The sequence below is a fragment of the Nocardioides sp. NBC_00368 genome (assembly GCF_036090055.1).
In the GTDB taxonomy this organism is placed as follows: Bacteria; Actinomycetota; Actinomycetes; order Propionibacteriales; family Nocardioidaceae; genus Nocardioides.
In genome coordinates, this window is the sequence record NZ_CP107970.1 from 388,437 (window position 1) to 407,896 (window position 19,460).

Genomic DNA, 19,460 nt, shown 5'->3' on the forward strand with positions numbered 1-19,460 from the left:
AAGGTAAACCGCATGGAGCTGCGCATCTTCACCGAACCCCAGCAGGGGGCGTCCTACGCCGACATCCTCGCCGTCGCCCAGAAGGCCGAGGAGCTCGGGTTCGGAGCGTTCTTCCGCTCCGACCACTACCTGAAGATGGGGTCGGTCGACGGGCTGCCGGGACCCAGCGACGCCTGGACGACGCTGGCCGGCCTGGCCCGCGACACGAGCACGATCCGGCTCGGCACGCTGGTCACCTCCGCGACCTTCCGCCTCCCGGGCGTCCTGGCCATCCAGGCGGCCAACGTGGACGACATGTCCGAGGGCCGGGTCGAGCTCGGCCTGGGTGCGGGCTGGTTCGAGGAGGAGCACGCTGCGTACGGCATTCCGTTCCCGGCGCTCGGGGAGCGGTTCGACCGCCTCGAGGAGCAGCTCGAGATCATCACCGGCCTGTGGGCGACCGAGCCGGGGGAGACGTTCAGCTTCACGGGGAAGCATTACACGATCACGGAGAGCCCGGGCCTGCCCAAGCCGGTCCAGACCGGCGGTCACGCCGGCTCGATCCCGGTGATCGTGGGTGGCGGCGGCAAGAAGCGTACGCCGACGCTGGCCGCGACCTTCGCGGACGAGTTCAACGCCGCCTTCGTCTCCGTCGAGGAGTCCCAGGCGCTGTTCGAGAACGTGGGACGCTTCGTCGAGGCGGCCGGTCGTGACGACTCGATGATCCACTCGGCCGCCCAGGTGCTCTGCGTCGGGCGCGACGAGGACGAGATCGCCCGCCGCGCCCAGGCGATCGGCCGCGAGCCCGCCGAGCTGCGTGAGAACGGCCTGGCCGGGACTCCGGACGAGCTGGTCGCCAAGATCAAGAGGTTCGAGGACGTCGGCGCCAGCCGGATCTACCTGCAGGTGCTCGATCTGAGCGACCTCGACCATCTCGCCCTCGTAGCCGACGAGGTCATGCAGCGCGTCTGACGATAGTCTGTACGCCATGACTGATGCTCCGTTCGGCACCGTGCTCTCAGCACTCGTCACGATCTTCAACGACGACGGCTCGGTCGATCTGGAGCAGACCCAGAAAGTCGCCAAGCACCTGGTCGACCACGGCCACGACGGCATCGTCGTCTCCGGCACCACCGGTGAGTCGCCGACCACCACCCCGGCCGAGGACGGCGAGATCCTGGCGGCGGTCAAGGACGCCGTCGGCGACCGCGCCAAGGTCGTGGCCGGCATCGGCACCAACGACACCCGCACCACCGTCGAGCTCGCCAAGCAGGCCGCGTCGGTCGGCGCCGACGGCCTGCTGTTGGTGACGCCCTACTACAACAAGCCGGGCGAGCGCGGCATCCGCGAGCACTTCCGCACCGTCGTCTCCGCGACCGACACCCCCGTCATCCTCTACGACGTCCCCGGCCGCACCGGGTCCCCGATCACCCTCGACACCTACCGTGAGGCGATCACCTGGGACACCGTCGTCGCGGTCAAGGAGGCCGCCGGCGACTTCCCGCGCGGCACCCGGCTGCTCGACCTGGGCTACTCGATCTACTCCGGCGACGACGCGCTCACCCTCGCCTGGCTGGCGCACGGCGCCGTCGGCGTGATCAGCGTCGCCGCCCACGTGCTCGGCGACCAGACGCGGACGATGATCGACGCCTTCGCGGCGAGCGACATCGAGACCGCCCGTAAGACCTATGCGCGGATGCTCCCCGCGATCGACGCCATCATGGGCGTCCCGAACTACGGAGCCACCACTGCCAAGGCCGCTCTCGAGCTGACCGGCGTGATCGACAACCGCAATGTGCGAGGGCCGCTGGTGGCGCTCGACGACGACGAGGTCGAGGCGCTGCGAGCCGGGCTGGAGGCCTCTGGCCTTCTCTAGAAGGAATGCCTTTGTCTCACCCACACCCGGAGCTGACCGAACCCGGCAAGCTCCCCAAGGGCGGCCTGCGGGTCACCCCGCTCGGCGGTCTCGGCGAGGTCGGCCGCAACATGACCGTCTTCGAATACGACGGCCGGCTGCTGATCGTCGACTGCGGCGTGCTCTTCCCCGAGGAGCAGCAGCCCGGCGTCGACCTGATCCTGCCCGACTTCGGTCCGATCCGTGACCGGCTCGGCGACGTCGAGGCGCTGGTCCTGACCCACGGTCACGAGGACCACATCGGCGCGACCCCTTACCTGCTGCGCGAGCGCCAGAACATCCCGCTGGTCGGCTCCGAGCTGACCCTGGCCCTGCTCGGCTCCAAGCTGCGCGAGCACCGCCTGCGCGAGACCGTCCAGCACAAGGTACGCGAGGGCGACACGATCACCTTCGGGCCGTTCGAGCTCGAGTTCGTCGCCGTGAACCACTCCATCCCGGACGCGCTCGCGGTCGCGATCCGCACCGGCGCCGGACTGGTGCTGCACACCGGCGACTTCAAGATGGACCAGCTGCCCCTCGACGGCCGCATCACCGACCTGCGTGCCTTCGCCAGGCTCGGCGAGGAGGGCGTGGACCTGTTCCTCACCGACTCCACCAACGCCGAGGTCCCCGGCTTCACCACGGCCGAGAAGAAGATCGCGCCCGCGATCGAGCAGGTCTTCCGCGAGTCCGACCAGCGCATCATCGTGGCCTGCTTCGCCTCCCACGTGCACCGTGTCCAGCAGGTGCTGGACAGCGCCGTCGCGCACGGGCGCAAGGTGGCGTACGTCGGTCGCTCGATGGTCCGCAACATGCAGATCGCCGCCGACCTGGGCTACCTGCACGTGCCCGAGGACGTCATCGTCGACGCCAAGGAGCTCGCCGAGCTGCCGCCGGAGCGCGTCGTGATGGTCTCGACCGGCTCGCAGGGCGAGCCGATGTCGGCGCTGTCGCGGATCGCCAACGGCACCCACAATTTCGTGCACATCGAGCCGGGCGACACCGTCCTGCTCGCCTCCTCGCTGATCCCGGGCAACGAGAACTCGGTCTACCGGGTGATCAACGGCCTCGCCCGCCTCGGTGCCAACGTGGTCCACAAGGGCAACGCCCTGGTGCACGTCTCCGGCCACGCCAGCGCCGGCGAGCTGCTCTACTGCTACAACATCGTCCGCCCGCGCAACGTGATGCCCGTCCACGGTGAGGTGCGCCACCTGCTCGCGAACGGCGACCTGGCCCGCCAGACCGGCGTGGAGAGCGTCGTCTACGCCGAGGACGGCGTCGTCGTCGACCTGATCGACGGCAAGGCCGAGATCGCGGGCAAGGTCGAGTGCGGCTACGTCTTCGTCGACGGCACCACCGTCGGCGACGTCACCGAGTCCGAGCTCAAGGACCGCCGGATCCTCTCCGAGGAGGGCTTCGTCTCGATCATCGTCGTGGTCGACTCCGTCAACGGGGTGGTCTCGAGCGGACCCGAGATCCACGCCCGCGGCCACGTCTGGCCCGACAACGCGTTCGACCCGATCAAGCAGCCGATCGTCAAGGCGGTCAACCGCGCCATCTCCGAGGGCGCCACCGACACCTACCAGCTGCAGCAGGCCATCCGGCGTACGTTCGGACGCTGGGTCTCCAGCACCCACCGTCGCCGCCCGATGATCATCCCGGTGGTCATCGAGGCCTGAGCCTGGTCCTGCGAGCGAAGCTCGCAGGACCAACGCGAAGGGATCGAGCGAGCGCAGCGGGTGAGCTTGCGAACCCGCGAAGCGGGTCGAGATCCACGCGGCGGCGGATGTTCACCGAGGTGACTCGGTGAACGCCCGCCGTCCTCGTGGAACTCCACGAGGGAACCGATGCTCGACCGAGTCACCTCGGTCGGCATTCACAGCGCCAGCAGCACGCCAGCCGTGATCAGCGCCTGGCCGACGTGGTAGGTCGTCATGATCGCCACGTCGGTCAGGCGTGGCGGCTCGTTGCCGTGCTCGGCGAGGTTGAGCCCGATCAGGGTGTCGCTGATGGCGAAGACGAGCGCACCCGCGGCGATCCACACGCTCCCGGTCAGCCAGGCGAGCACGAGCATGCTGGCGATCACGAGCGAGTACGCAGCCAGCGCCGCCGCCACCGGCGTACCGCCCATCTGGCGGGCGCCCCGGAGCACCCGCCCCATCGGGATCGCGAGCGCGACCGCGGCGGCGAAGCCGGCCCAGGACCACGCGGGGGCGTCGAGCCCGAGGGTGAGGAAGGTCACGGCGTACGCCAGATGGCCGACGAAGAAGAACCCCACCCCGCCGAGGAAACGCCGGGTCGAGGACCCGATCATCGAGATGTCCCCGAGCATCCCGAAGAAGAGCGCGACGAGCAGCCACCAGGCGGCGGGCTCCCCGCCGCTGACCAGCCCCAACAGCACTGTCAGCCCCATCAGTCCCACCATCACCAGCGGCTTGGTGACGTAGTGGAGCCGTCGCCAGCCGGACCACACGCAGGCCCAGTCGGTGACGGCATCGACGGCGGTGAGGAGGGCGACCAGGACTGTCAGGCTCTGCATGGCGGCAAACTACACCGCTGCAACACACCCCCATGGGGGTCCCGGAGCCCGGGCGCCTGGTCGAATACGCTGCTTGCATGGCGACCCGTACGTCTTCCCCGCCGGGTTCGCGGAGCTCGACCACCACCAAGAGCACCCGTCCCCGGAGTACGACCACGACAAAGCGAGCAACGGCCACGAGCCGGGCCCGCTCCAAGGCAGCGCCTCAAAAAGGACAGAGCAAGCGCCGTCCCGCCGCAAAGTCAACCAACCGGAAGACGACGAACCGTACGCCACCGCGTGCCGTCCGCAACGGGCCGAGCCCGATCGCGGTCCTCTTCGACGCCATCTTCTCGACCATCGCGAGCCTGTGGCTGGCGATCGCCGGGGGAGTGGCAGCCATCTTCCGTGTCGGCGGCCAGGCCGCCAGCGACCTCGAGCCGGAGCACCGGCGCGACGGCGCCGGCCTGTTCCTGATCGGCCTCTCCGTCCTCGTCGCCGCCGGCGTCTGGTTCCAGCTCGGCGGGCAGTTCTTCGACGTCGTCCGCATCGCCGTGGCCGGTGTGGTCGGCAAGGTCGGCTGGCTGGTGCCGGTCGGACTCGTCTTCGCCGGCGCCCGGCTGATGCGCGACCCGGTCAACGCCGCCCCGGTCGGCCGCCTCGCGATCGGCTGGTCCGCCTTCCTGATGGCGACGCTCGGCATCATCCAGATCGCCAACGGCAACCCGCAGCCCACCTCGGGCGACAGCAGCGACCTGCAGTGGGCCGGGGGCGCCATCGGTTACGTCGTGGCCAGCCTGCTGCTCGACGTCCTGCGCTCGACGGCCGTGGTCGTCGTACTCCTGTCTCTTCTCGTCGTCTTCGGGGTGCTGGTCATCACCGGGACCCCGCTCTACCAGGTGCCGAGCCGCCTGGTAGAGCTGCGCGACCGGGCCCTGGGGCTGACCCCGCCCGAGGAGCTGAGCGAGAGCGGCACCAACATCCGGCGGGTGCGCCGGGGCGGGAAGCTCTTCGCCGACGACGACACCTTCGACCGGGAGGGCTTCGAACCCTACGAGACGCCTCTCCTCGAGGAGGAGAAGCCGAAGAAGAAGCGCAAGAAGGACGGGCTCGACATCGCGCTCGCCCTCGACGAGGAATCGGACGCCGACACCCAGCCCGACGAGGCCGTGCCGAGCGACGCGGCGGGTCTCATGCCAGCGGTCTCGGACAGCGGACCGAGGCCGGGGGCGAAGCGCGACCTCGAGCCGCCGCCGCACGCGGAGCTGCCGCAGCGCGTCGAGCAGCTGATGCTCGCCGGCGACGTCGCCTACACCCTCCCGGCCAGCGACCTGCTCAAGCCCGGTTCGCCGCACAAGGCCCGCTCGAAGGCCTCCGACGACATCGTCAACCGGCTCCAGGCGGTGCTGGAGGAGTTCAACATCGACGCCGCGGTCACCGGCTACACGCGGGGCCCGACGGTCACCCGCTACGTCGTCGAGCTCGGCGCCGGCGTGAAGGTCGAGAAGATCACCGGGATCCAGAAGAACATCGCCTACGCGGTGGCCTCTGCCGACGTACGCATCCTCTCGCCGATCCCCGGCAAGTCCGCCGTCGGCGTCGAGATTCCCAACTCCGACAAGGAGATCGTCACCCTCGGCGACGTGCTCCGCTCCAACGCGGCCCGCGGCGACCACCACCCGATGATCACCGGTGTCGGCAAGGACGTCGAGGGCGGCTTCGTGGTCGCCAACCTCGCCAAGATGCCCCACCTGCTGGTCGCCGGTGCGACGGGCTCGGGTAAGTCGTCCTTCATCAACTCGATGATCACCTCGGTGCTGATGCGCGCCACGCCCGACGAGGTGCGGATGATCATGGTCGACCCCAAGCGGGTCGAGCTGAACTCCTACGAGGGCGTGCCCCACCTGATCACGCCGATCATCACCAACCCGAAGAAGGCCGCCGAGGCGCTGGCCTGGGTCGTACGCGAGATGGACATGCGCTACGACGACCTGGCCAACTTCGGCTTCCGTCACGTCGACGACTTCAACAAGGCCGTCCGCGCCGGGAAGGTGCAGGTCCCGCCCGACTCCGAGCGTGTCCTGTCGCCCTACCCCTACCTGCTGGTCATCGTCGACGAGCTCGCCGACCTGATGATGGTCGCCCCGCGCGACGTCGAGGATGCGGTCGTACGCATCACCCAGCTCGCGCGTGCGGCCGGTATCCACCTGGTGTTGGCCACGCAGCGACCTTCGGTCGACGTCGTCACGGGTCTGATCAAGGCCAACGTGCCCTCGCGGCTCGCCTTCGCGACCTCGTCGCTGGCCGACTCCCGCGTCATCCTGGACCAGCCGGGTGCGGAGAAGCTGGTCGGCCAGGGTGACGGGCTGTTCCTGCCGATGGGCTCGTCCAAGCCGATCCGTGTGCAGGGCTCGTGGGTCTCCGAGTCGGAGATCAACGCGGTCGTGAAGTCGGTCAAGGGTCAGCTCGAGCCGTCCTACCGCGACGACGTGACCGCCCCGGCGGAGTCGAAGCGGGTGCTGGACGATGACATCGGCGACGACATGGACCTGGTCATCCAGGCGATCGAGCTGATCGTCTCCACCCAGTTCGGGTCGACCTCGATGCTGCAGCGCAAGCTGCGCGTCGGGTTCGCCAAGGCCGGCCGCCTCATGGACATCCTCGAGTCGCGCGGCGTGGTCGGTCCCTCCGAGGGCTCCAAGGCACGCGACGTACTCGTCAAGCCGGACGAGATCGACGGCGTCATCGCAACGATCCAGGGGGAGATGTGAGCGAGAACCCAGTGACGGCCGAGACCGTCGACCCTGAAGAGACCGTCGAGGCTCCCGACGTCGATGTCGATGTGGACGTCGTCGAGGTACGCCGCAACGGCCGGCTCGCACTGGTCGTGGCGCTCACGTCGCTGCTGGTCGGCCTCGCCTTCGTGCTGCGCGGCGGCATCGAGGGCTACCTGGTCGGCCTGATCCTGCTCGCCGTCGCGGCGGTGCAGGGCTGGACCGCCTGGGACTCCCGGATGCCGCTGCTGCTCGTGGACGAGCAGGGCGTACGCCTCCGCTTCGGCCAGACCTGGCAGGGCATCCCGTGGTCGAAGATCGAGTCCGTCGAGCACACCCCGCGTCCGGAGGGGATCGAGCGGTTCTGGAAGGACGGCCGCATCGGCGTCCTGCTGCACGACGAGGACGAGGTGCTCGAGGAGCTCTCGCCGACCGCCCGGCGCCAGGCGATGCTGACCGAGCGTCTCTACGGTCTGCCGTTCTCGCTGCCCCTGGGGCTCTCCACGCGCGTCCTGGGGGCCGGCGACGACGTCACCGAGGCGATCGCGATCGTCGCCGCCGAGGGTGTCGAGGTCGTCGAGATCGATCCCGGCCTCGAGGCCGAGCCGGAGTCCGGCAGCGTCGAGGGCAGCGCGGAGGACAGCCGTGACGATCCCGGTGATGCCGTCTCCGAGGACGTCGACGGCGTCGTCGGCGAGGCTCCGGTCGAGGACGATGACACCGCTATCCGACCGCCCCTCGCCGCGGGCGCCGGAGACACCAACCCCCGAATGCTCCGGGTCTTGGACGAGCCTGATATCAATGCCGCGGACGTGGCGGACGAGGCGGGGCAGGACCAGGTGGATCGGGACACAACGCAGGACGAGACGACGCCGACGACCGACCCCGAGCCCGAGGTGAAGGCCGAGGCGGAGGCGAAGGCGGAGCCGGTCGCGCCGCTGCGCGAGCCTTCGACGGCGGTCCGGGTCGACGTACGCTACGTGCCCGAGGAGCCTCAGGAGACCATCGCGGTCCACGGGGCGAACGCGCTCCAGCTGGACCCCGTGGAGTCCGGCGCCGTGGACGTCGACGTCGATGCGGAACCCGACGAGGAGACCGAGGTCTTCGTGATCGAGCAGGGCGAGGAGGACTCCGAGCCCGAAGGTGTTCGGACGCTCGCCGCGCCTGAGGAGGGCGTCAAGACGCTCGCCCATTCGACGAGCTCAGGACTCCGGATCGACGGTGTCGATGACGAACCCACCGAGGTGGTCTCGACCAAGGTCCCGGAGATCGGAGCCGAGATCGCCGCTGCCCGCCGCCGGCTGGCCCTCGACGTCGAGGGTCTGGCGGAGTGGACGCGCATCCGTCCGCACGTGATCGAGGCGATCGAGGTCGACGAGTTCGGCCCCTGTGGCGGTGACTTCTACGCCCGCGGCCACCTGCGTACCCTGGCCCGCGTCCTCGGCATCGAGGTCGCACCGCTGCTGCGCACCTACGACGAGAAGTACGCCTCCGGACCCGTCAGCCCGCGCGCCATCTTCGAGGCCGAGCTCGCGCACAGTGCCGCGATCCGCCCGGTCCGGCGGATGCGTGGCGGTCCGTCCTGGTCGGTCCTGGTCGCCGCCGTGATGGCGGTCATCCTGGTCTGGTCGGTCGCCCGCCTGGTCATCGACGGCACTCAGCACGAGCCCCAGGCCGGAGCGATCCAGCTCGACGGCTCCGCCGGCACCGACAGCCCCTACGGCAAGTCCTCGCCCGTACCGGTGACGATCTCGGCCGCCGGTGGCGGTGCTCATGTGGTCGTACGCGACTCGCGCGGCAAGGTCGTCTTCAGCGGCGACCTCGCCTTCGGTGAGTCGAAGCAGCTCCAGGTCACCCCGCCGCTGCGCGTCCAGACCTCCGACGGCTCGCTCAAGGTCGCCGTCGGCGAGAGCAAGGCCCGCGCCCTCGGCAAGACCGGCGAGGCTGCCCAGCGCACCTACACCGCCAACTGACACCATCCGCCGACTCGGCGCGTCTGTCCCGATGCAGCGCGCCGAGTCGGCGCCTCTGTCTCGCCTGACTTGCTCGAGTCGGCGCAACTGTCCCAAACCCGCGGGACATCTGCGCCGACTCGACGGTTGTGAGCGGGACAGTTGCGCCGGGTGGGCGGGATCTTAAAGAGTTCCGCGTTTGGTGACGCACGTCACACCACTTTGGGACCATGGCATCCGGGAGAGCGCTCTCACGAGTCATCGGGGCTCGACGCTCGTTCATTCGGAAAGCGAGTCATCATGAGAAGTCTCAAGGCATTGGGGGCCGCCGTCGTGGCGGCCGGCGTGGTCGCGGTGGCGATCCCGCTGTCATCGTTCGGGCAGCCGTCCGAGGCGTCGGAGCCGGGCACTCCGGCCGGCTGGACCAAGGTGTGGAGCGACGACTTCACCGGTGTGGCCGGGTCGCGCATCAACACGAACAACTGGATCTACGACATCGGTCACTCCTATCCCGGCGGCGCCGCCAACTGGGGCACCGGGGAGATCGCGTACCACACCGACAGCACTCAGAACGTCTACCAGGACGGCGGCGGCAACCTCGTCATCAAGCCGATCCGCGACGGTGCCGGCAACTGGACCTCGGGCCGTATCGAGACCACCAGGTCCGACTTCCAGCCGCCCGCTGGCGGCGTGCTCCGCGTCGAGAGCCGCATCCAGATGCCGAACGTCACCGGCGCGGCGGCGCAGGGCATCTGGCCGGCGTTCTGGATGCTCGGCGAGCCGTTCCGCGGCAACTACTGGAACTGGCCGGGCATCGGCGAGATCGACATCATGGAGAACGTCAACGGCGCCAACCAGGTCTGGGGCACCCTGCACTGCGGCACCTCGCCCGGCGGCCCGTGCAACGAGACCACCGGCCTCGGCGGGAACCTCCAGGGTTGCCCCGGCTCGACCTGCCAGTCCTCCTTCCACACCTACGCGATGGAGTGGGACCGCAGCACCAGCCCGCAGCAGATCCGGTTCTACGTCGACAACACGCACTACCACACCGTCCGCTCCGACCAGGTCGACGCGACCACCTGGAACAACGCGACCAACCACGGCTTCTTCATCATCCTCAACGTCGCGATCGGCGGTGGCTGGCCCGGCAACCCGACCGCGGCGACCGCGTCCGGGGTGCCGATGCTGGTCGACTACGTCGCGGTCTACTCCAAGGGCGGCGGCACCACCGAGCCGACCGACCCGCCCGCCCCGGGCAGCCGGGACGCCTACTCGACCATCCAGGCCGAGTCCTACAACGCCCAGAGCGGCACCCAGACCGAAGCGACCACCGACACCGGCGGCGGTCAGAACGTCGGCTACCTCAGCAACGGCGACTGGCTCCGCTACGACGGTGTGAACTTCGGCTCGAGCGCGGCGCGCACGTTCTCGGCCCGGGTCGCCTCCGGTGCTCCCGCCGGGGTCAGCGGCCTGGTGGAGGTACGTCTCGACAACGTGAACAACGCCCCGATCGGCAGCTTCTCGGTGGCCAACACCGGAGGCTGGCAGAGCTGGCGTACGGTCCCGGGCAGCATCAGCGGGGTGACCGGAACGCACACGGTCTTCCTCCGGTTCACCAGCGGCCAGCCGGCCGATTTCGTCAACCTCAACTGGTTCACGTTCTCCCGGTGACCGGCGAGGCCGGGAGGCGATAGGTTCCACTCATGAACGAGACCCCGGCCGGCCGGCCGACGCTGGAGACGGTGGCCCGGGCGGCCGGGGCCTCGCGAGCGACCGTCTCCCGCGTCGTCAACGGCTCCACGACCGTGCGTCCCGACATCGCCGAGAGCATCCGCCGGGCCATCGCCGACCTGGGCTACGTGCCGAACCCGGCCGCGCGGAGCCTGGTGACGCAGCGTACGGACTCCATCGCGCTGATCCTGCCCGAGTCCGCCACCCGGGTCTTCTCCGACGACGCCTTCTTCCCGGGCGTCATCCGGGGCGTCGGCGAGGCGCTGGAGAAGGCCGACAAGCAGCTCGTGCTGCTGCTCGCCTCGACGCGGTCGAGCCATGACCGGATCCTGCGCTACGTGCACGGCCGCACCGTCGACGGTGTCGTGCTGGCCTCGATGCACGGCGCAGACACCCTGCCCGAGGAGCTGCGGGCGGCGGGCGTTCCGGTCGTGACCAGCGGGCGGCCGCTGGGAGAGGCCACCGTCCCCTACATCGACGTCGAGCACGCCAGCGGCGTGAAGGCGGCGATGCGCCACCTGATCGGACTGGGCTGCAGCCGGATCGCGACCATCGCCGGGCCGCAGGACATGGTCGCCGGCCGCGAACGGCTGGCGGGTTACCTCGCCGGGCTGGAGGCGGGAGCGGTGCCGCTGGTCGAGGAGGGCGACTTCATGCGTCAGTCCGGCATGGACGCCATGGAGCGGCTGCTGGAGCGCGATCCCGACATCGACGGCGTCTTCGCCGCCTCCGACCTGATGGCCGACGGCGCCCTGCGTACGCTGCGACGGCTCGGCCGCCGGGTGCCCGACGACGTCGCGGTGATCGGGTTCGACGACGTCGACGCCGCCCGGTTCACCGACCCGCCGCTGACCACGGTTCACCAGCCGATCCACGAGATCGGCACCCGCCTCGCCGAGCAGATCCTCCGCCTGGTGGCGGGGGAGGAAGTCGAGGCCTCCGTCGTGCTCCCGACGCGGCTGGTGATCCGCGAGTCCGCCTGAGCCGGTCCGCCTGAGCCGGTACGCCTGAGCCGGTCCCACTGAGCCGGTCCGGCTGGGCCGGTCTGATCAGGACAGTGCGCGGTAGCGGCGCTCGGGCCGCCCGGCGGTGCCGTAGTTGAGACGTACGCCGATCCGGCCCGTGCTCGCGAAGTGCTCCAGGTAGCGGCGCGCGCTCACCCGGGAGACGCCGATCGCGTCGGCACACTCGGTGGCGCTCAGCTCACCGGCCGCCTGCAGCGCGGCCAGCACGGCCCGGGCGGTCTCCGCGCTGAGCCCCTTCGGAAGCCGCTCACGGGCCTCGCGAGCGCCCTGGTGGCTGAAGACCTCGTCGATGCCGGCCTGGACCTCGTCGCGGTGCTCGGCGCCCTCGGCCCCCTCGGCACGCTGCCCGATCCGGGCGAGCGCCTCGCGGGAGCGGCGTACGTCGTCGAGCCGGGCGGCGAGGTCCTCGAACGGGAACGGCTTGACCACGTAGTGGGCCGCGCCGCCGGCCGCGGCCGCGCGGACGGTGTCGGCCTCGCGGGCGGCGGTGATGACGATGACGTCGGTGTCGTCACCGCGGCCGCGCAGGCGGCGCAGCAGCTCGATGCCGCTGAAGTCGGGAAGGTGCACGTCGAGCAGCAGCACGTCGGGGGAGAGGCGCGCGGTCTCCTCGAGCGCCTGCGCGCCGGTGGCGGCCACGCCGACGACCCGGAAACCCTCGACGCGCTCCACGAAGCGGGTGTGGATCGAGGCCACCATGAAGTCGTCCTCGACCACGAGCACGGTGAGCTCCGGTGTGGACGTCATCGGTTCTCCTCGGGGGCATCGGTGGTGGGTGGTGCGAGCGGGACGGCGCCGGGCAGGGTCGCGACGAAGACCGCGCCGGGGCGTTCCGCCGACCCGGTATTCTCCACCTCGACCTCGCCGCCGCGCGTGCGGCACACCAGCTGGACCAGCGCGAGCCCCACCCCGCGGCCGCTGGCGTCGCGTGGTTTCGTGCTGAAGCCGCGCCGGAAGATCTCCGGCAGCCGCTCGACGGGGACGCCGCCGCCGGTGTCGGAGACACGGACCGTCACGGTCTCCCCCTCGGCCCTGAGGAGTACGCCGACCCGACCGTCGACCGGCCCGACCAGTGCGGCCGCGTCGACGGCGTTGTCGACCAGGTTGCCGAGGACGGTGACCACGTCGGCGGAGCCGTCGGGGGTGAGCCGGGGGAGCGAGCTGGCGGCGTCCAGGTCGATGCTCACCCGCCGCTCGGCGGCCAGGCTGGCCTTGGCGATGAGCAGGGCGGCCACCGCGGGGTCGTCGATCCGGGAGGTGATGTGGTCGCTCAGTGCCGCCCGCCGTGCGGTCAGCCCGGTGACGAACTGGCCCACCTCGGCGTACTCCTCCAGCTGCAGCAGACCGGTGATGGTGTGCAGCTGGTTGCTGAACTCGTGGGTCTGGGCCCGCAGCGTCTCGGTGACGCTCTCGCGCGCGTTGAGCTCGCTCTGCAGCGCGACCAGCTCGGTGCGGTCGCGCAGCGTGGTGACGGTGCCGGCGGGGCGGCCGTCGTGGTGGACCCGGTTGCGGTTGAGCACGAGCACGCGGTCGCCGGCGACCAGCGGGGCGTCGTGCACCTCCTCGGGGCCGCTGAGCAGGGCGAGCGTCTCGGCGGGCAGGCCGAGCGTGTCGAGACGGCGCCCGGTCGGGTCCTCGCTCAGCCCGAGCAGCTCGCGGGCGCTGTCGCTCATCAGGCTGACCCGGCCGTCGGCACCGACGGCCAGCACCCCCTCGCGGATCGAGCGCAGCAGGCCCTCACGGTGGTCGGCCAGGGCGGCGATGTCGCGGGGCTCGAGCCCACGCGTACGCCGCTTGATCAGCCGCGCCAGCAGCCACGATCCCAGCACCCCGAGCGCAAGGCCGCCCAGCAGGACGGTCAACGCGTCGGCCCAGGTGCGGGCGAGCCGCTCGGTCAGCGGCGGGTAGTCCTCGGTCACCACGACCACGCCGACCGGGCGCGGGGCCTGGGCGTCCGGGCCGGTCGACCCGCCGCCGTAGACCGGCACCTGGGCGGCGATCGCGCGCCGGCCTGCGTCCTCGATGTCACCGGACCAGGCCCGGCTCGTCTCGCGGCCACCGAGCTGGAGCGTCTCGCCGATCCGGGTCGGATCGGTAGCGACGAGCACCTCGCCGTCCAGGCTGGTGAGGTAGGCGGTGTCGGCGCCCGCGTCCGCGGCCCGGGTCTGGAGGTAGAAGGCCAGCGCCAGCCGGTCGGGGGTGCCGGTCAGGCCGTCCTGCACGGCAGCGGTGCCGGCCAGGCTCTCCGCGGCGGCTCGCAGCCGGTCCTCGCGGGAGTCACGGAAGTCGGCGTCGCTCTGCCGCAGCGACACGATGCTGGTCGCCGCGACGACGAGAAGCAGCACCGAGAGCTGCAGCACCAGCACCTGTCCGGCCAGCGTCAGGTGGCGGCGCGAACCCCGTGACCACAAGTTCCACAACCTCCTTTGGTTGCCCAATCGTGACGGCGGTCACCGCGGCCTGTGACCATCGCCACTGAACGTATTCATCCCCTGAGTCTGGAGGCCAGCCGTTGTCGACCGCGACATCGCAGTCCCCGCCCCGACCACCGCTGCCCGCGCAGCGGGGTCGGGCAGCGAGCATACGCCGTACTCGCGCCCTCACCGTCGTGCTCGTGACCTGCCTGCTCGCCGTGGCGTCCGCCTGCGGCGTGACCCGTGGCGAGGAGTCCCGTGACCTCGACATGTGGATCCCGAACAGCCCCGGTGGCGGCTACGACCAGACCGGCCGCGCGGCCGTGGGTGTGCTCGACCGCGACAACCTGACCGGCGGCGACATCCAGGTGACCAACATCCTGGGCGCCGGCGGCTCGGTCGCGATGTCGCGCCTGATGAGCGAGGAGGGCAACGGCAACCTGCTCATGACCATCGGGCTGGGCGTGGTCGGCTCGACGTACTCCTTCGGCGTGGACGCCCGTCCCCAGGACGCCACCCCGATCGCGCAGCTCATCGAGGAGCAGGAGGGCGTGCTGGTCCCGGCCGACTCGCCGTTCAAGACCATCGACGACCTGGTGAAGGCCTGGGCCGAGGACCCCGAGTCCGTCGTCGTCGGCGGCGGCTCCTCGCCGGGCGGCCCCGACCACCTCTTCCCGATGCAGCTGGCCGAGGCCGCCGGCATCGACCCCAAGGAGGTCAAGTACGTCACGTACGACGGTGGTGGCCCGCTCACCAGCGCGCTGCTCGGCAACAAGATCGACGTCGGTTTCTCCGGTCTCGCCGAGTTCGAGGGCCAGGTGAAGGCCGGCGAGCTCCGGGTCCTGGCCACCTCCGGCGACGAGCGCGCCACGGGCGTCTTCGCCGACGCACCCACGCTGACCGAGAGCGGCATCGACCTGGTCTTCCTCAACTGGCGCGGCATCCTCGCCCCGCCGGGGATCAGCGACGAGCGCCGCCAGGAGCTCATCGACCTGCTCACCCGCATGCACGACTCCAAGCAGTGGCAGCAGGCGCTGAAGGACAACGGCTGGACCGACGCGTTCGTCACCGGCGACGACTTCGACAAGCTGCTCGTCGAGCAGGACCAGCGCGTCGCCTCGACCCTGAAGGAGCTGGATCTGCTGTGAGCGCCCACGCGACCCAACCCGACACCCAGCCGGCTCAGCGCCGGGTCGACGTCGGCCAGTTCGGTCTGGCCGCGTTCATGGTCGTCGTCGGGATCTACACGATCGTCGACGCCGCCGGCCTCGACGTGGGCTTCGCCGACCCGGTCGGCCCCCGCGTCTTCCCGTACGTCATCGGCACCGGCCTCGTCCTGGTCGGCGTGCTGCTGGTGGTCGCCACCGCCCGCGGCTCGCAGCCGGAGCCCGAGGAGGGCGAGGACGTCGACCTGAGCTCCTCGGCCGACTGGCTGACGGTCCTCAAGCTGGTCGCGGTCCTGCTGTTCACGGTCGCGACCGTGAACCTGCTGGGCTGGGCCATCTCCGGTGCGGTGCTGTTCGCCGGCGCCGCCTGGTCCCTCGGCAGCCGCACGCTCGTGCGCGACGTGATCGTCGGGCTCGTCCTGGCGATCGGCAGCTGGTACGCCTTCTACGTCGGTCTGGGCATCCCGCTCACCCCTGGCGTACTCGACGGGATCCTGTGAGGACTGACTGATGGAGAACTTCGAACTGCTCATGGGCGGACTCGAGTCCGCCCTGACCCCGATGAACCTGCTCTACGCCGCCATCGGCGTGCTGCTGGGCACCTTCGTCGGCGTCCTCCCCGGCATCGGGCCGGCGATGGCCATCGCGCTGCTGCTGCCCGTGACGTACCGGCTCGAGCCGACCAGCGCGTTCATCATGTTCGCCGGGCTCTACTACGGCGGCATGTACGGCGGCTCCACCACCTCGATCCTGCTCAACACACCGGGGGAGTCCGCCTCGGTGATGACGGCGCTGGAGGGCAACCGGATGGCCAGGGCGGGGCGTGGTGCGCAGGCGCTGGCGACCGCCGCGGTCGGCTCGTTCGTCGCCGGCACCATCGGGACGATCTTGGTGGCGTTCTTCTCGCCGGCCCTGGCCGACGTGGCCGTCGAGCTGGGTGCGCCCTCCTACTTCGCGCTGATGGTCCTGGCCCTGGTCATGACCACGACGGTGCTCGGCACCTCGGCCCTGCGTGGGTTCGCCGCGCTGTTCCTCGGCCTGACGATCGGCCTGGTCGGCCTCGACCTCAACACCGGTCAGCCGCGGCTCACCTTCGGCGTGACCCAGCTCGTCGACCGGCTCGACATCGTGGTCGTCGCGGTCGGCATCTTCGCCCTCGGTGAGGCCCTGTGGGTGGCTGCCCACCTGCGCCGGCGTCCGGCGCACGTGATCCCCGTCGGCCGTCCCTGGATGGGACGCGACGACTGGGGCCGCTCCTGGAAGCCGTGGCTGCGCGGCACCGCCTTCGGGTTCCCGTTCGGCGCGCTCCCGGCCGGTGGCGCCGAGATCCCGACCTTCCTCTCCTACCTGACCGAGCGGAAGCTCTCGAAGCACAACGAGTTCGGCAAGGGTGCCATCGAGGGCGTCGCCGGGCCGGAGGCGGCCAACAACGCCTCGGCCGCGGGCATGTTCGTGCCGATGCTGGCCCTCGGGCTGCCGGTGACGGCCACCGCCGCGGTGATGCTCTCCGCGCTCCAGGGCTACGGCATCACCCCGGGTCCGCAGCTGATGACCGACCACGCCGACCTGGTGTGGACGCTGCTGGCCAGCCTGCTGATCGGCAACACCCTGCTGCTGGTGCTCAACCTGCCGCTGGCGCCGCTGTGGGCCCGGCTGCTGCGGATCCCGCGCCCGCAGCTCTACGCAGGCATCCTGTTCTTCGCCTGCCTGGGGGCGTACGCCACGAACCTGGACCCGTTCGACATCGGGCTGCTGGTCGCGTTCGGTCTGCTCGGCCTGATGATGCGCCGCTTCGGCCTGCCGGTGCTGCCGCTCATCCTGGGCGTCATCCTGGGGCCGCTGATGGAGACCAAGCTGCGTGAGGCGCTGACGATCTCGGGCGGTGACTACGGTGGGCTCCTGAGCGAGCCGCTGGCGGTGGTCGTCTACGTTCTGATCGCGTTGTTCATCCTGGGCCGGCCGTTCATCGCCCGGGTCCGGGCACGGGCCGACGAGTCGGCCACCGACGAGGACGACAAGGAGCTGGTGAACCGATGAGTGAGACTCCCGCAGGTGGCTGGGTGGTCGTGGCGTGGGCGCCCGACGTCTACGGATCGGTCGCGCTGGACTGGGCGCTGGCCGACGCCGAGCGTCGCGACCGTGGCGTCGTGGTGGTCAACGCCTCCCGGGGCGACGCCCTGGTCGACAACCGCTACGCCTTCGACGAGCAGCTCGCGGAGCTGGAGCGCCGGCTGTCCGAGTCGGGCCGGCCGCACGAGATCCGGCAGTCCATCGACCCGGACGTCGGCGGCGCCGTACTCGACGCCGCCGAACAGCTCGACGCCCGGCTGATCGTGGTCGGGCTGCGGCGGCGTACGCCGGTGGGCAAGCTGCTCATGGGCAGCGTGGCCCAGCGGATCCTGCTGGGTGCGGCCTGCCCGGTTCTCTCCGTGAAGCCGGGCTCGGTCCCGGACTGATCGACACCGCGATCGACCTAGGTCCGGCGCGAGGGTTCGGTGTCCGGGGCGTGCGCCCGTCATACTTCACGGTGATGAGCACTGCCACCGAACCCTCCGCCGAGACCGCCCCGACCGACCAGCAGGCTGACCAGAAGGTCGTGTCGGTCGCCATGGTCACCCTCGGATGCACCCGCAACGAGGTGGACTCCGAGGAGCTCGCCGGGCGCCTCACCGCCGGCGGGTTCCGGCTGGTCGCCGACCCGGACGAGGCCGACACCGTGGTGGTCAACACCTGCGGGTTCGTCGAGCAGGCGAAGAAGGACTCGGTCGACACGCTTCTCGAGGCCGCCGACCTCAAGGAGACGGGTCGCGCTCAGGCGGTCGTGGCGGTCGGCTGCATGGCCGAGCGTTACGGCAAAGATCTGGCCGCCGAGCTCCCGGAGGCCGACGCGGTGCTCGGGTTCGACGACTACCCCGACATCGCCGCCAAGCTCCGCTCCATCCTCAGCGGCGAGACCCACCACCCGCACACGCCCCAGGACCGGCGCCTGCTGCTCCCGATCTCCCCGGTCGAGCGGGACGCCTCCGCCATCTCGGTCCCCGGCATGGCTGCGGTCGACCAGGTGCCCGGCTTTGCGGGACGTACGCGGCTCGACGACGCCCCGTGGGCGCCGCTGAAGCTCGCCTCGGGCTGCGACCGGCGCTGCACATTCTGCGCGATCCCGCAGTTTCGCGGCTCCTTCGTCTCCCGTCGCCCGAGCGACGTGCTCCACGAGGCCCAGTGGCTGGCCGAGCAGCGCGTCAAGGAGCTCTTCCTGGTCTCGGAGAACTCCACCTCCTACGGCAAGGACCTCGGCGACATCCGGCTGCTCGAGACGCTGCTGCCGGAGCTGGCCGGCATCGACGGCATCGAGCGCGTACGCGTCTCCTACCTGCAGCCCGCCGAGACCCGCCCCGACCTGCTGAAGGTCATCGCCACCACGCCCGGCGTGACGCCCTACTTCGACCTGAGCTTCCAGCACGCCTCCAACGCCGTGCTGCGGCGGATGAAGCGGTTCGGCGACCCGGAGAGCTTCCTGGGCCTGCTCGAGCAGATCCGCGGCTACGCGCCCGAGGCCGGGGTCCGGTCCAACGTCATCGTCGGTTTCCCCGGCGAGACCGAGGAGGACCTCGAGATCCTCACCGACTTCCTGGTCGCCGCGCGCATGGACGTCACCGGCGTCTTCGGCTACTCCGACGAGGAGGGCACCGAGGCCGCCGGCTTCGACGCCTCGCTCAAGCTGGACGAGGACGAGATCCGGGCTCGCGTCGAGCACGTCAACGAGCTCGTCGAGGAGCTCACCGCCCAGCGCGCCGAGGAGCGGATCGGGGAGCAGGTCGTCGTGCTCGTCGAGGAGACCTCGGACGGGGAGATCTGGGGCCGGGCCGCCCACCAGGGCCCTGAGGTCGACGGGATGACCTCGCTCGAAGGCGACGTCGAGGACGTACGTCCGGGTGATCTCGTGACTGCCACCGTCATCGCCTCCGAAGGCGTTGACCTGGTCGCGACGGTGAACGGTTAGGGTGCAG

At 70.6% G+C, this 19,460-nt stretch carries 15 protein-coding genes; 12 read left to right on the plus strand and 3 right to left on the minus strand.

Features of this window, described 5'->3' with window-relative positions:
• Nucleotides 1-12 precede the first annotated feature (12 nt).
• Genes OG984_RS01855 through OG984_RS01865 form a run of 3 tightly spaced genes read left to right on the plus strand, consistent with a single transcriptional unit; the run spans nt 13 to nt 3,552 of the window.
• Nucleotides 13-951: an LLM class F420-dependent oxidoreductase gene (locus OG984_RS01855; protein ID WP_328529981.1), complete on the plus strand. Its 939-nt coding sequence runs from the start codon at nt 13-15 to the stop codon at nt 949-951.
• A gap of 16 nt (nt 952-967) precedes the next feature.
• The gene (dapA, locus tag OG984_RS01860; protein WP_328529982.1) at nt 968-1,855 is read left to right on the plus strand and encodes a 4-hydroxy-tetrahydrodipicolinate synthase; all 888 of its coding nucleotides are present in this window, start codon (nt 968-970) and stop codon (nt 1,853-1,855) included.
• An 11-nt stretch (nt 1,856-1,866) separates the two neighbouring features.
• Nucleotides 1,867-3,552, plus strand: a complete 1,686-nt coding sequence (locus OG984_RS01865) for a ribonuclease J (protein ID WP_328529983.1) — start codon at nt 1,867-1,869, stop codon at nt 3,550-3,552.
• A 197-nt stretch (nt 3,553-3,749) separates the two neighbouring features.
• On the opposite strand, the gene OG984_RS01870 is transcribed toward OG984_RS01865, so the two are convergent.
• Nucleotides 3,750-4,412, minus strand: coding sequence for a lysoplasmalogenase (locus OG984_RS01870; protein ID WP_328529984.1), 663 nt, complete (start codon nt 4,410-4,412; stop codon nt 3,750-3,752).
• Nucleotides 4,413-4,489: 77 nt separating this feature from the next.
• Between OG984_RS01870 and OG984_RS01875 the strand changes: the two genes are divergently transcribed.
• The 4 genes from OG984_RS01875 to OG984_RS01890 all read left to right on the plus strand — a co-directional run bounded on the left by OG984_RS01875 (nt 4,490) and on the right by OG984_RS01890 (nt 11,831).
• Nucleotides 4,490-7,162: an FtsK/SpoIIIE family DNA translocase gene (locus tag OG984_RS01875; RefSeq protein WP_328529985.1), complete on the plus strand. Its 2,673-nt coding sequence runs from the start codon at nt 4,490-4,492 to the stop codon at nt 7,160-7,162.
• On the plus strand, nt 7,159-9,138 hold the full coding sequence (locus tag OG984_RS01880; protein WP_328529986.1) for a helix-turn-helix domain-containing protein: 1,980 nt from the start codon (nt 7,159-7,161) through the stop codon (nt 9,136-9,138). The genes OG984_RS01875 and OG984_RS01880 overlap by 4 nt, the downstream gene beginning before the upstream one ends.
• A gap of 279 nt (nt 9,139-9,417) precedes the next feature.
• On the plus strand, nt 9,418-10,788 hold the full coding sequence (locus OG984_RS01885) for a glycoside hydrolase family 16 protein (protein WP_328529987.1): 1,371 nt from the start codon (nt 9,418-9,420) through the stop codon (nt 10,786-10,788).
• Nucleotides 10,789-10,820: 32 nt separating this feature from the next.
• On the plus strand, nt 10,821-11,831 hold the full coding sequence (locus OG984_RS01890; protein ID WP_328529988.1) for a LacI family DNA-binding transcriptional regulator: 1,011 nt from the start codon (nt 10,821-10,823) through the stop codon (nt 11,829-11,831).
• A 66-nt stretch (nt 11,832-11,897) separates the two neighbouring features.
• Here the strand turns inward: OG984_RS01890 and OG984_RS01895 are convergent, their stop codons facing one another.
• Together OG984_RS01895 and OG984_RS01900 are read right to left on the minus strand one after the other, a co-directional pair.
• Nucleotides 11,898-12,620, minus strand: a complete 723-nt coding sequence (locus OG984_RS01895) for a response regulator (protein WP_328529989.1) — start codon at nt 12,618-12,620, stop codon at nt 11,898-11,900.
• Nucleotides 12,617-14,284, minus strand: a complete 1,668-nt coding sequence (locus tag OG984_RS01900; protein ID WP_328529990.1) for a sensor histidine kinase — start codon at nt 14,282-14,284, stop codon at nt 12,617-12,619. Before OG984_RS01900 ends, OG984_RS01895 begins: the two co-directional genes overlap by 4 nt.
• A 203-nt stretch (nt 14,285-14,487) precedes the next feature.
• Between OG984_RS01900 and OG984_RS01905 the strand changes: the two genes are divergently transcribed.
• From OG984_RS01905 to rimO, 5 genes are all read left to right on the plus strand, one after another.
• The gene (locus OG984_RS01905) at nt 14,488-15,435 is read left to right on the plus strand and encodes a Bug family tripartite tricarboxylate transporter substrate binding protein (protein ID WP_328529991.1); all 948 of its coding nucleotides are present in this window, start codon (nt 14,488-14,490) and stop codon (nt 15,433-15,435) included.
• The gene (locus OG984_RS01910) at nt 15,432-15,953 is read left to right on the plus strand and encodes a tripartite tricarboxylate transporter TctB family protein (protein ID WP_328529992.1); all 522 of its coding nucleotides are present in this window, start codon (nt 15,432-15,434) and stop codon (nt 15,951-15,953) included. Before OG984_RS01905 ends, OG984_RS01910 begins: the two co-directional genes overlap by 4 nt.
• A gap of 10 nt (nt 15,954-15,963) precedes the next feature.
• Nucleotides 15,964-17,490 (plus strand): tripartite tricarboxylate transporter permease, encoded by a 1,527-nt coding sequence (locus OG984_RS01915; protein ID WP_328529993.1) that lies wholly within the window; start codon nt 15,964-15,966, stop codon nt 17,488-17,490.
• Entirely contained in the window at nt 17,487-17,909 is a 423-nt protein-coding gene (locus OG984_RS01920; RefSeq protein ID WP_328529994.1) for a universal stress protein, read from the plus strand. The genes OG984_RS01915 and OG984_RS01920 overlap by 4 nt, the downstream gene beginning before the upstream one ends.
• Nucleotides 17,910-18,049: 140 nt before the next feature.
• A complete protein-coding gene (gene rimO / locus OG984_RS01925; protein WP_328532308.1) occupies nt 18,050-19,453 on the plus strand; it encodes a 30S ribosomal protein S12 methylthiotransferase RimO in 1,404 nt (467 codons plus the stop codon).
• Nucleotides 19,454-19,460 lie beyond the last annotated feature (7 nt).